Raw genomic sequence first — 12,243 nt, 5'->3', positions numbered from 1 at the left:
GTCACGCCAGGTCGAGGATGCTCCAGTTGGTGGGGAGGACCTTCGCCGCCGCCTTGGGTTGGACTGTCGCGTAGTGCGCCTCGTGGGTGAGTGCCGCACGCGCGGCATGGCCGAACGAGATGTCTCCGTCCACAGCGCGGGCCAGCTTGCCGGTGTCGCGCACGTCCCCGGCGTCGAGCGGCAGCAGGCGGATCATCGGGGCGGTCATCATCAGGCCCAGTAACGCGGCGTCGATCTCGTCGGCCACGCTCGCGAAGGCAACCGCCAGGCAGGTCGCCGGAATGGCCACCTGCCGACCCTCGTCGGCGACCTCCAGCATCAACTCCCCCACCGAGACGTTGCCCTCGATGTAGGCCGTCAACGCCGACGCGTCGAACACGACAGCGATCTCATCGCTCATCCGGCCCTGCCCAGCATCCGGCGCCCCTCGGCCAGGGCGTCCGCCGGAATGGGTGTCGCCAGCCTCTCCCGCCACCGCGCCCTACCCGCCTCGGTCACCTCAATGCCGGCCCGCCGCAGCACCTCATGAAGGTGCGTGCCGTCCATCTGGGCCCGCACCGCCGCAGTGATGGCCGCCGAGACGTTGGGCTGCTGGTCGAGCCATTCCGCGACGTCGTCGGGGAGGCTCACGGAACGCTTCACTGTCATGTCCGTCAGCGTATCAATTCTGGTAGCACCGTCGGTAATACCGTGTGCGCGGCGGGGTCGGTCAGCGGCGGCCACGTCGGCTCCGTTTGCGGGGGCGGATGACCCCGGGCATCCCGACCGACGGCCAGCCGTCCAGCTCGGCCGGGGGCACGCCGCGCCGGAGCAGGTCGTCCAGTAGCAGGGCGAGTGAGTAGTCGGGGTGCAGGCTCAGCGTGCGTTCGAGAGCGACCGCCGCCAACGCGCCCTGTCCAGCGCGCCAGGCGGCGAACGCCAGCAGCGCACCTGGCGCGGCGGTCACCTCCGGCTCGGCGCGGCGCAGCACGTCGGTCCAGAGGGCGATGTCCCGGTCCCGGCCGTCGGTGCGTTCCCACGCGTGATCGCGGACCGGCAGGTGGGTCATCAGCAGGCTCAACCAGGCCACCTCGTCGTCGTCGAGCCGCTCACCACGCCGCTGCCGGCGCTGGGCCTCGCGGACCGCCGCCACCCCGGCGGCGCGCAGCGCCCGCGCCCCGAGCAGGTCACTTTCGGGTGCCTGCGCGATCAGCTCGGCCAGCCTCTGCTCGGCGCGGGCGGTGGCCGCGCGGGCCGCCTCCCGGGCCGGGCCGTCCATCGGTGCCACCTGCGCCACCAGGGCGGCCCGGTCGGGGAGTGCGACCTGACCGGCGAAGACCGCCGAGGCGGTCAACCGGTTGACGCTCGGGTCGTAGCGGCGCCCCTCGGGCGGGCAGCAGTCGGGCTCGGTGCAGAGATAGGACCACCAGCGGCCGTCGGTCACCCGCAGCGCGTCGAGCACGTGCAGCCCGAAGTCGTTCAGCGCGTCGCGCACCGAGTCCACGGCCGGGGTGACCCGCTCCGGTTGCCCGTAACCCACCACGGTGGCGGCCTCCGCGCCCTGCCGGCGGATCACACCAGCCAGGTGCCCGGCCAATCCGCCCAGCTCGGTCGGGTCGGGCAGGTCCGCGCGGGCGGCGAAGACGATCTGTCGGCCGACCAGCGCCACGGCGACCACGCTGTCGGTGGGATGAAAGCCGAGCAGGTACGGCACAGCGGCGATCAGGTCGGCCGGTGAGCGGACGGCGAGTTGAGGGCGTTCGGTCGAGGTCATGTCGGAAGCCTGCGGCGGGCGTACCGGGCCCTGCCACCCCTGTGGACGACACGCGACTTATCCACAGTTACTGAACGTGTTTTCCCTGCTCACGCCACACCTACGGGTGCGGAAAGAGCGCCGATGTCGTCGGGCGACACCTGGCTGTCGTAAGGAGCGGTTACCGTGCGCTGATGGACCTGGCGTACCTGCGCGCGCATCCGGCACACCTCCCGACCTTCCGGACCCATCAGCGGCTCCGGGAGACGCCGGTCGCCGGTGGAAACATCTGCGCTGCCGCCCGGCTCACCCTCGACGACGGCCACTCCGTCTTCGCCAAATCCTGGCCGGAAGGCGCCGACCGACCGCCGCCGGAGGGCTTCTTCGCCGCCGAGGCCGCCGGCCTGCGCTGGCTGCGGGAGGCGGACGCGGTCGGCGTACCCGAGGTGATCGTGGTGCTGCCGGAGCTGCTGGCGCTCGACTGGGTGGAGCCCGGCGAACCGACGCCGGAGGCCGCGGAGCGCTTCGGCCGGGAGTTGGCCGGGCTGCACCGGGCGGGCGCTACCGCCTTCGGTGCCACCTGGCCCGGGTTCATCGGCTCGCTCCCCCAGGACAACACCCCCACCGGCGGGCGCTGGTCGACCTGGTTCGCCGAGCGACGCCTCGCCCCCTACCTACGACGCTCGGTCGACGGTGGCGCGCTGACCAGCGCCGATGCCGCTCTGGTCGAGCAGGTGATCGATCGCCTCGACGGGCTCGGCGGCGACGAGCCGCCCGCGCGCATCCACGGCGACCTGTGGCCGGGCAACGTGCTGTGGGGGGCCGACGACCGGGCCTGGCTCGTCGACCCGGCAGCGCACGGTGGGCACCGGGAAACGGATCTCGCCCAGCTCGCCCTCTTCGGCGGCATCCCCCACCTGGATCGGGTGCTGGCCGCCTACCAGGAGAGCTGGCCACTACCGGACGGCTGGCGTGACCGTGTGCCAGTGCATCAGCTGCATCTGCTGCTCGTGCACACCGCACTCTTCGGCGTCAGCTTCCGAGATGTGGTCGTCCAGACCGCCCGTGGCGTCCTGAGCCGGGCCGAGCGCGCTACGGTCGACAGGTGAACGTCGCCCCGGGGACCGACGGCGTCCTCGTCGACCGGTACGGCCGTGTCGCCCGGGACCTGCGCGTGTCCCTCACCGACAAGTGCAACCTGCGCTGCACCTACTGCATGCCGGCGGAAGGTCTCCCCTGGCTGGCCGGCCCCGAGCTGCTGTCCGACGAGGAGATCGTCCGACTGGTCCGGGTGGCTGTCGAGCTGCTCGGCGTGACCGAGGTGCGGTTCACCGGCGGTGAACCGCTGATCCGACCCGGGCTGGTCGACATCGTGACGGCGGTCGCCGCGCTCGAACCCCGCCCCCGGGTCTCGTTGACCACTAACGGCATCGGCCTGGACCGCCTGGCCCCGGCGTTGCGGGCGGCCGGCCTGGACCGGGTGAACGTCTCACTGGACACCCTAGACCCGGACCGGTTCACCAAGCTCACCCGCCGCCCCCGCCTCGACGCGGTGCTGGCCGGGCTCGCCGGGGCGGCAGCCGCCGGGCTCAGCCCCGTGAAGATCAATTCGGTGTTGATGCGTGGTGTCAACGAGGACGAGGCGCCGGCGCTGCTCCGCTTCGCCCTCGATCACGACTACCAGCTGCGGATCATCGAGCAGATGCCGTTGGACGCCCAGCACGGTTGGGCCCGCGACACCATGGTCACCGCCGAGGAGATCCTGGCGTCGCTGCGTAGCGTCTTCGATCTGAGCCCCGACCCGGTCGAGCGCGGCGCGGCACCGGCGGAGACCTGGCTGGTCGACGGAGGCCCCGCCCGGGTCGGTGTGATCGCCAGCGTCACCCGCCCCTTCTGCGGGGACTGCGACCGCACCCGACTGACGGCCGACGGCCAGGTCCGCGCCTGCCTCTTCGCCACCGAAGAATCGGATCTGCGCGCCGCGCTGCGCGCCGGCGCGGACGACGACGAGTTGGCCCGGCGCTGGCGTACCGCGATGTGGGGCAAGCGCGCCGGGCACGGCATCGACGACCCCACCTTCCTCCAGCCGACCCGACCGATGTCCGCGATCGGAGGCTGAGCGTGGAGGGACCACCGCTGACCATTCGCTACTTCGCCGGCGCCCGCGCCGCCGCCGGCCGCGCCGAGGAGGCCATCCCCGCCGGGCGGTCACTCGACGACCTCACGGCCGAGCTGACCCAGCGCCACGGCGACCGGCTCGCCGGAGTGCTGCGGGTGGCGAGTTTCCTCGTGAACGGCGTCACCTGTCATGATCGTCAGGCACCCCTACCGGCCGGGGCCACGATCGATGTCCTGCCCCCGTTCGCGGGCGGCTGAGGGAGGCGCACACATGCTGGCGGTTCTGGGGTTCGTGGCTGTCCTGGCGCTGGTCACCGGTCTCATCCACCTCTACCTGTGGAAGCGACTCGTTCGGGACACCACCACGCCGGGCCGTTGGCGACGGATCGGGGGGATCGCCGCCCTGGTGCTGGCCCTGCTCGTGCCGGTCACCCTCGCCGGGACGCAGGCCGGGCTCTACTGGCTCGCCTGGCCGGGCTACCTGTGGCTCGCGTTGATGTTCTACCTCCTGGTCGTACTGGTCGTGCTGGAAGTCCCGATGCTGGTCACCCGGCTGGTGCTGCGTCGCCGGGTGGTTGCCGCGGAGCCCACCACCGCCGCGCCCGAGCCGGTGCTGGTCGGTGCCGCCGGGCCGACCGAGCCACCGGCAGCCGGCGCCGTGGCGGCACCGGACCACGACCCGTCCCGTCGGTTGCTGCTGGCCCGTGGGGCGGCCATCTTCGCCGGCCTCACCGCCACCGGCGTCACCGGGTACGGCATCCGCACGGCGCTCGGCCCACCCCAGCTCGACCGGGTGCGGATCCCGCTGGCCAAACTCCCCCGCAGCATGGACGGCCTGCGCATCGCCACCGTCTCCGACATCCACCTCGGCCCGCTGCGCGGCCGGGCGCACACCGAGCGGATCGTCGCCGCGATCAACCGGCTCGACGCGGACATCGTCGCGGTCGTCGGTGACCTGGTCGACGGGTCCGTGGCCGAGCTCGGCTCGGCCGCCGCGCCGCTGCGCGACCTGCGCTCCCGCTACGGCAGCTTCTTCGTCACCGGCAACCACGAGTACTACTCCGGCGTGGAGGAGTGGGTCCAGGAGGTCGACCGGCTCGGTCTGCGGGTGCTGCAGAACCGGCGGCAGGAGATCCAGGCCCGGGGCGGTGTGCTCGACCTGGCTGGCGTGAACGACCTCACCGGGGCGGGCACCGGCCTCGCCGCCGGGCCGGACTTCGCCGCCGCTCTCGGCGACCGCGACCCGAGCCGCCCCGTGGTCCTGCTCGCGCACCAGCCGTTGGCTGCGAAGGAGGCGGCCCGGTACGGCGTCGACCTGCAATTGTCCGGGCACACCCACGGCGGGCAGATGGTGCCGTTCAACCTGGCCGTCGGGCTGGAGCAGCCGGTGGTCAGCGGGCTCGGCGAGGTCGACGGCACCAAGGTCTACGTGACCAACGGCGCCGGTTTCTGGGGGCCGCCGGTCCGGGTCGGCGCGGAGCCGCAGATCAGTCTGGTCGAGCTGCGCTCGGCATAGCGGAGGTCACGTCCGCGCGTGGCGGCGGGTGGCCGGCGCGGCGGGCGTGACAGGATGCGGCGTGCCCCCGTTCAGCGCCGTACCCCCCGGTGGCCTACCGCCATTCGTCGCGGACCTGCACATCCACTCGAAGTACTCGCGCGCGTGCAGCCGTGACCTCACCCTGCCGAACCTCGCGTGGTGGGCCCGGCGTAAGGGCATCGGCCTGCTCGGCACCGGCGACTTCACCCACCCCGCCTGGTACGACCACCTGCGGGAGACGCTGCGCCCGGCCGAACCGGGGCTCTACCGGCTCGACCCGGAGGCGGAGCGGGACGTCGCCCGCCGGCTGCCACCCCGCCTCGCGCAGACGGCGGAGGCGGACCCGGTCCGTTTCATGCTGAGCGTGGAGATCTCCACCATCTACAAGCGGGACGACCGGACCCGCAAGGTGCACCACCTGATCTACCTGCCGGATCTGGACGCGGTGGCCCGGTTCAACACCGCGCTGGGCCGGATCGGCAACCTCGGTTCCGACGGCAGGCCGATCCTCGGACTGGACTCCCGCGACCTCCTGGAGATCACCCTGGAGGCCAGCCCGGACGGCTACCTGGTGCCGGCACACATCTGGACCCCCTGGTTCTCCGCGCTGGGCTCGAAGTCCGGCTTCGACGCGATCGCGGACTGCTACGCCGACCTGGCCGAGCACATCTTCGCCGTGGAGACCGGGCTCTCCTCCGACCCCGCCATGAACTGGCGGGTCGGCAGCCTGGACGGCTACCAACTGGTGTCCAACTCGGACGCCCACTCGCCGCCGGCGCTCGGCCGGGAGGCGACAGTGCTGACCGTCGAACGGGACTACTTCGCCGTTCGGGAGGCGCTGCGTACGGGTGACGGCCTGGCCGGCACGATCGAGTTCTTCCCGGAGGAGGGCAAGTACCACGCGGACGGGCACCGGCTGTGTGGGGTCAACTGGTCTCCGGAGCGCACCCGGGCCGCCGGCGGGCGCTGCCCCGAGTGCGGCAAACCCCTCACCGTGGGCGTCCTCAGCCGGATCGAGGAGTTGGCGGACCGCCCGGACGGGCACCGGCCGGCGCACGCACGGGACGTCACCCACCTGGTGCCGCTGGCCGAGATCCTCGGCGAGATCAACAAGGTGGGTGCCCGGTCGAAGAAGGTCGAGGGGCGGTTCAACGAACTGCTGGCCACGCTCGGCCCCGAGCTGGAGATCCTGACCACGACGCCGTTGACCGAGATCGCGCAGGCCGGTGGTGAGCTGCTCGCGGAGGGCATCGGGCGGCTGCGGCGCGGTGACGTCCGCCGGGTGCCCGGTTACGACGGCGAGTACGGCGTGATCACGCTCTTCGACCCGGCCGAGTTGGGCGCGCAGGAGACGCTGTTCGACGTACCGGTGCCGGCGCAGCGACGACCCGCGGAGTCGGCTCCCCGGGTCCCGGCAAAGCGCCCGGCGGCGACGAAGGCGGAGCCGAAGCGGAAGCCGGTCCCGGCGCCCGCGCCGCCGATCGCGTCGCCGCCGTCTCCGCACGAGCCGTTCGAGCCGATGCTCTCCGGCATGGAGGAGGTTGGCACCGGCCTGCTGGACCGACTGGACGCCATGCAGCGGGTGGCCGCCTCCGCACCCGGTGGTCCGCTGCTCATCGTGGCCGGTCCGGGCACCGGCAAGACCAGGACGCTCACCCACCGGATCGCGTACCTCTGCGCGGAGCTGAACGTCTTCCCCGAGCACTGCCTCGCGATCACGTTCACCCGCCGGGCCGCCGAGGAGCTGCGGCACCGGCTCGACGGCCTGCTCGGCCCGGTCGCCGAGGACGTCACAGTGGGTACGTTCCACGCGTTGGGGTTGACCATCCTGCGGGAGAACGCCGGCGCGGCGGGTCTCCCGGCCGACTTCCGGATCGCCGACGACGCCGAGCGGGCGGCAGCCCGCACCGAGGCCGGCGACGACAACGCCGCGTACGCGTCGCTGCTGCGCAAGCAGGACCTGGTCGACCTGGACGAACTGGTGACCCTGCCGGTGGAGCTGCTGCGGGCCGACCGGAAGTTGGTCGAACGGTACCGGGACCGCTGGCGGTGGATCTTCGTCGACGAGTACCAGGATGTCGACGAGGTGCAGTACGAGCTGCTGCGGCTGCTCAGCCCCGCCGACGGCAACCTCTGCGCGATCGGCGACCCGGACCAGGCCATCTACTCGTTCCGGGGCGCCGACGTCGGCTACTTCCTGCGCTTCTCCGAGGACTTCACCGACGCCCGGCTGGTCCGGCTCAACCGCAACTACCGCTCGTCGGCCCCGATCCTGGCCGCCGCCGTGCAGGCCATCGCGCCGTCCTCGCTGGTCCGGGGTCGACGACTGGACCCGGCCCGGCTCGACCCGGAGGCTCCGCTGGTCGGGCGCTACCCGGCGGCGTCCGTGGCAGAGGAGGCCGACTTCGTGGTGCGTACCGTCGACGATCTGGTCGGCGGGTTGTCACACCGTTCGCTGGACTCGGGCCGCATCGACGGCCGGTCCACCTCGCTGTCGTTCTCCGACATCGCCGTGCTGTACCGCACCGACGCGCAGGCCGCCCCGATCGTGGACGCCCTGACCCGGGCGAACATCCCCGTGCAGAAGCGTTCCCACGACCGGCTGCGGGACCGGCCCGGGGTAGCGGCCATCGCCCGCGAGCTACGGCACGCCGACGGTCTGGCCGGCTCACTGGCCGCCCGGGTGCGGCTGGCCGGTCAGGTGGTCGCCGAGCGGTTCGCCGTGCCCACCCTGGACGGCGCCGGCAGCACGGTCCGTCCCGAGGACGTCCGCTCGGCCGTGGACCTGCTGACCCCGCTGGCCCGACGCTGCGGTGACGACCTGGAGGCCTTCCTGTCGCAGTTGGCCACCGGCGCGGAGGTGGACGCGCTCGACCCGCGTGCCGAGGCGGTCACGCTGCTCACCCTGCACGCCGCGAAGGGCCTGGAGTTCCCGGTGGTCTTCCTGGTCGGTGTCGAGGACGGGTTGCTGCCGTTGCGCTGGCCGGGCTCGACGCCCGACGAGGACGCCGTCGCCGAGGAGCGCCGGCTCTTCTTCGTCGGCCTGACCCGGGCCCAGGACCGGCTGTACGTCAGTCACGCCGCCCGCCGCACCCGGCACGCCACCGAGCGCGACTGCGACCCCTCGCCGTTCCTCGGCACCATCGACCCCGGCCTCTTCGAACGCTTCGGCGAAGCCGAACCCCGCCGCCCCAAGGACCGCCAACTCCGCCTGATCTGACCCCGGCGCCCTCACGCCCCACGCCCCGTCGATCTTGCACTTTCGGTCGTCGTTGTGCGTGGGATGCACCTTGTGTCGGCGCAGAAACTGCAAGATCGACGAAGCCGGGGCGGGGGTGAGGTCGGGGCGGGGCGGGGGCGGTCAGTCGAGGAGGGCGGCGAGCCAGGCGCCCGCCAGCAGGGCCGGGCCGAGGGGCAGCAGGGTGTTCCGACGGACCCGCCGCGCGGCAAGGAGACCGAGCACGAGACCGCCGTGCAGCACGTGCGGCAGGAGCAGCCCGGCCAGCAGGGCGTCCCACCCCAACCAGCCGAGCGGCAGGCCGAGGACAGCGGCGAGTTTCACGTCCCCGAAGCCCAGCCGTGAGCCGGGCAGCAGAGCCAGCAGCACGTGCGCCGCGCCCGCGACCGCCGCGCCTCCCAGCGCGCCGAGCAGCCGGCCGGGAGTGCCGGACAGCAGCGCCGCTGCGGTCAGCCCTCCGAGGGCCAGCAACCCGGCGACGAGCACCAGCGGGTCGGGCAGCCGCAGGCAGGCCAGGTCGACCCGCGCCAGCACCAGACCTACCGCCGCGACCGAGAGGAAGACCGGCAGCGCCGGGTCGTCACCCACAGCGACGGCAAGGCCGACAAAGACGCTGGCCGCCACCATGGGGTCCACCCAGGGCCGTCGGACCGGCTGCGGCAGTGGAAACGCCCATGGCCGGGCGTCCGCCGTGGCGAAGCGCCGCGACACCAGGGGTACGACGAGGCCGACCAGCGCGCCGAGCAGCGCGATCGACACCAGCGCGGCGGCCGACATGGGCCGGACGTTACTGGCGGTCGCGCTCCCGCGTGTCCCCCGATCGTGATCCCGTGCCCGCCCGACGCGGTCGTTCGGTGGTCACCACCAGGGCGACACCGGCGACGATGACAGCACCGCCGAGCAGCACCTGCGGGGTGATCGGCTCGGCCACCAGCAGCGCGCCGAGCGCCACCGCGACCGCCGGGTTCACGTAGGCGTACGTCGACACCAGCGAGATCGGCGCGTTGTGCAGCAGCCAGACGTACGCGGTGAAGGCCACCAGCGAGCCGGCCACCATGAGGTAGCCCAGCGCCAACCAGGACCGGGTACTCACCGCCGCCGGGTGGAAGTCGGCCAGTTCGCCCCGACCGGCGGCGAGGGCCACCAGCACCAGCGCGCCGGCCATCATCTCGTACACCGTGGCCACGAACGGGTCGGCGGGCATCCGGATCCGTCCGGACAGGAACGACCCGACCGACCAGGAGGTGGCCGCCGCCACCACTGTCAACGCCCCGAGCAGCGGCACCGCTGCCGAACTACCTCCCGGCAGCACCAGCAGGATGAGGCCGACGAAGCCCAGGGTGACCCCGGCGAACGTCCAGATCGGCGGCCGGTCGCCGGTGGCCGAGCGCAACAGCACCACCAGAAGGGGCACCGTGGCCACCAGCAGCGCGGCGATCCCGGACGGCACCGCCACTCCCGGCGGCCCCGATTCGGCGAGCACCACCAGGCCGTTGCCAGCGGAGAGCAGGAGCACCCCGACCAACGCGGCCGAGCCGAGTTGCCGTCGGTCCACCCGCAGCGCGCCGGGGCCTCGACGCAGTCGCAGCACCACCGCCAGGACCAGGCCGGCCACGGCGAACCGGAGGGCCGCCGACAGCAGCGGAGGCATCGTCTCCACGGTGATCCGGATGGCCAGATAGGTCGACCCCCAGAGTACGTAGACCACTATCAACGCGGTCCAGATCAGGGTCGGCTTGCTGCTGACACGACGGCCAGCGAGGGCCGTGGTGCTCGGTGGAGGTGAGCTCATCAGTGGACCACGCTACGGTGGCCCGGAGTCCGCGTCGCGCTTTGGTGGCCGGCCTCTCACCACTTGTGCAGGAGGGCGGCATGACGAACTACGGACAACCGGGGAGCGGCCACCCAGGGCCGTGGCGTGGGCAGAGACCCGACGAGACGCCCGGTCGACCGGCGCAGCAGCCCTACCCGCCCGCGTCGGAGCCCTACCCGCCGGCGGTCCCGTCGTACCCGCCCGCACCACAGGGACGACCCGGGCCGTACGGCGGCCCACCCAACCCGCCCTACGGTGCAGCGCCCGGCGCGCCCTACGGTGGCGGGACGGACACGCCCTACGGCCACGAGCCCCGCACGCCCTACGGCGGCTCGTACCAGCCGACCCCACCGACCCCGACGTACGGCGGGCAGCCGTACCGGCCCGACGACCCGTACGGCGAGGATCCGGCACCGAGGCGGCGCGGTCGGGGGCCGCTGATCGCGGTACTGGCCGTCGTGTTGCTGGTGGTGGCCGTCGCCGGCGTGTTCTGGTTTCGCCGTGGGCAGAGCGACCCGGCGCCGGCAGCCGCGCCGAGCAGTTCGGCCGTTGCCGGTGAGCCCAGCGCGGGCGCGGTCGAGCCCGCGCCGAGCGCGGCCGCGCCGGAGTCGTCGGCCGATCCCCGGTTCGCGAAGGTCGGCCAGTGCGTCCGCAACGACGGCACCGCCGGCGGCAAGCCGAAGCTGCTGATCAGCGGCTGTACCGCGAAGTCGTACGAGGTGCTGAGCCGGATCGACGGCCCGACCAGCGGCGAGCGGGACGCCGAGGCCAAGTGCGGCAAGGTCGAGGGCTACACCAACTGGTATTTCTTCGACAGTGAGCTGGACACTCTCGACTTCGTCCTCTGCCTCAAGCAACGCTGAGACCACCCACCCCCGGGGATGACATGACGACCTACGGACCTGCGGGTTCCGATCAGCCGGACGATCCGTACCAGCGCCCGCCCAGTGGGCCCGACAGCTCACCACCGGTCGACCCGACAGTGCCCCAGTGGAGCACCCCGCCGCCCGCGGACGATCCGACCCGGCAGCAGTGGGGTCCGCCGCCGGCCGGCGCGGAGCCACCGACGGCACCCATGTGGGCGCCGCCGCCCACCAACCCGGAGCCGCCGACCACGCCGATGTGGGCGCCTCCGCCCACCTCGGGCCCGGGCTACCCACCGCCCGGGCCGTTCCCACCGGCCGGGCCGTACCCACCGGTGGGCCCGATGCCCGGCCAGCCGGCCGGACCGATACCGGGTCAGCCACCCGCGCCGTGGGGTCAGCAGCCCGCCGGCGGCTACGGGATGCCGCCCGTCGCGCCGGCGAAGAAGACCGGCCGCAACGTCGCTCTCATCATCACGGTGGTGGTGCTGCTCGTGCTCTGTCCGTGCCTCGGCCTGGCCGGATGGGCGGTCTGGAAGGTGGCCGACGCTGGCAGTGACGCGGCGCGTACCCCGTCGACGAGCGCCCCGGGCGTTCCACCCGCGCTGCCCAGCGACGCCCCGACGTCGTCCGCCCCGACTCCGGACGAGGAGTTCGCCAGGGGTGACTGCGTGGTGAACGACGGCAGTGAGACCGACGCGGAACTCCGCAAGGTGCCCTGCGGCCCGAACACCTATCAGGTGCTGCTGCGAATTCCGGCGACCACCGACGGCGACCGGTGCGAGACGCTCGCGCCACAGGCGACCGCGAACTACGTGCACGACAACTCGGTCGACCTGTTCGACTACGTGCTCTGTCTGAAGAAGCGCTAGCCCGATCTGGCCGATCGGTGGTCCGATTGCCAAAACTAGGGCTGTCTAGCGTCCACGCTAGACAGGCCTA

11 protein-coding genes and 1 pseudogene are annotated in these 12,243 nt (G+C 72.8%); 7 read left to right on the top strand and 5 right to left on the bottom strand.

The features are described 5' to 3' along the window. Position 1 precedes the first annotated feature (1 nt). The 3 genes from GA0070561_RS07255 to GA0070561_RS07245 all read right to left on the bottom strand — a co-directional run bounded on the left by GA0070561_RS07255 (position 2) and on the right by GA0070561_RS07245 (position 1,753). Positions 2-400 (bottom strand): hypothetical protein, encoded by a 399-nt coding sequence (locus GA0070561_RS07255; RefSeq protein ID WP_091396713.1) that lies wholly within the window; start codon positions 398-400, stop codon positions 2-4. After that, positions 397-648, bottom strand: a complete 252-nt coding sequence (locus tag GA0070561_RS07250; protein ID WP_091396709.1) for a hypothetical protein — start codon at positions 646-648, stop codon at positions 397-399. Before GA0070561_RS07250 ends, GA0070561_RS07255 begins: the two co-directional genes overlap by 4 nt. Positions 649-709: 61 nt before the next feature. Then, complete coding sequence (locus tag GA0070561_RS07245) at positions 710-1,753, bottom strand: DUF4192 domain-containing protein (protein WP_091396706.1); 1,044 nt, start codon at positions 1,751-1,753, stop codon at positions 710-712. Between the two features lie 173 nt (positions 1,754-1,926). On the opposite strand from GA0070561_RS07245, the gene GA0070561_RS07240 reads away from it, so the two are divergent. The 5 genes from GA0070561_RS07240 (at position 1,927) to GA0070561_RS07220 (ending at position 8,607) form a co-directional block, all read left to right on the top strand. Then, positions 1,927-2,841 carry a fructosamine kinase family protein gene (locus tag GA0070561_RS07240; protein WP_091396702.1) on the top strand — a complete coding sequence of 305 codons (915 nt, stop codon included), beginning with the start codon at positions 1,927-1,929 and terminating at the stop codon, positions 2,839-2,841. Beyond that, complete coding sequence (gene moaA, locus GA0070561_RS07235; protein WP_091396699.1) at positions 2,838-3,851, top strand: GTP 3',8-cyclase MoaA; 1,014 nt, start codon at positions 2,838-2,840, stop codon at positions 3,849-3,851. The genes GA0070561_RS07240 and moaA overlap by 4 nt, the downstream gene beginning before the upstream one ends. Before the next feature lie 2 nt (positions 3,852-3,853). Then, positions 3,854-4,108, top strand: coding sequence for a MoaD/ThiS family protein (locus GA0070561_RS07230; RefSeq protein ID WP_091396696.1), 255 nt, complete (start codon positions 3,854-3,856; stop codon positions 4,106-4,108). Between the two features lie 13 nt (positions 4,109-4,121). Beyond that, a complete protein-coding gene (locus GA0070561_RS07225) occupies positions 4,122-5,366 on the top strand; it encodes a metallophosphoesterase (RefSeq protein ID WP_091396693.1) in 1,245 nt (414 codons plus the stop codon). A 61-nt stretch (positions 5,367-5,427) separates the two neighbouring features. Then, positions 5,428-8,607 carry a UvrD-helicase domain-containing protein gene (locus tag GA0070561_RS07220; RefSeq protein WP_091396689.1) on the top strand — a complete coding sequence of 1,060 codons (3,180 nt, stop codon included), beginning with the start codon at positions 5,428-5,430 and terminating at the stop codon, positions 8,605-8,607. Between the two features lie 141 nt (positions 8,608-8,748). Here the strand turns inward: GA0070561_RS07220 and GA0070561_RS07215 are convergent, their stop codons facing one another. Both GA0070561_RS07215 and GA0070561_RS07210 read right to left on the bottom strand, forming a co-directional pair. After that, a complete protein-coding gene (locus GA0070561_RS07215; RefSeq protein WP_091396685.1) occupies positions 8,749-9,402 on the bottom strand; it encodes a prepilin peptidase in 654 nt (217 codons plus the stop codon). 10 nt (positions 9,403-9,412) lie between these two features. After that, complete coding sequence (locus tag GA0070561_RS07210; protein ID WP_208603692.1) at positions 9,413-10,417, bottom strand: EamA family transporter; 1,005 nt, start codon at positions 10,415-10,417, stop codon at positions 9,413-9,415. Between the two features lie 398 nt (positions 10,418-10,815). Between GA0070561_RS07210 and GA0070561_RS34100 the strand changes: the two are divergent. Together GA0070561_RS34100 and GA0070561_RS34600 are read left to right on the top strand one after the other, a co-directional pair. Further along, positions 10,816-11,301 (top strand): annotated as a pseudogene (locus tag GA0070561_RS34100) (LppU/SCO3897 family protein); the annotation flags it as partial. 422 nt (positions 11,302-11,723) lie between these two features. After that, positions 11,724-12,173, top strand: coding sequence for an LppU/SCO3897 family protein (locus GA0070561_RS34600; RefSeq protein WP_091397548.1), 450 nt, complete (start codon positions 11,724-11,726; stop codon positions 12,171-12,173). Positions 12,174-12,243: the final 70 nt, after the last annotated feature.

This window comes from Micromonospora saelicesensis, assembly GCF_900091575.1.
Taxonomy (GTDB): domain Bacteria; phylum Actinomycetota; class Actinomycetes; order Mycobacteriales; family Micromonosporaceae; genus Micromonospora; species Micromonospora saelicesensis.
Note: the sequence above shows the minus strand (reverse complement) of the source record. Positions and strands in the feature narration are given on the sequence as shown.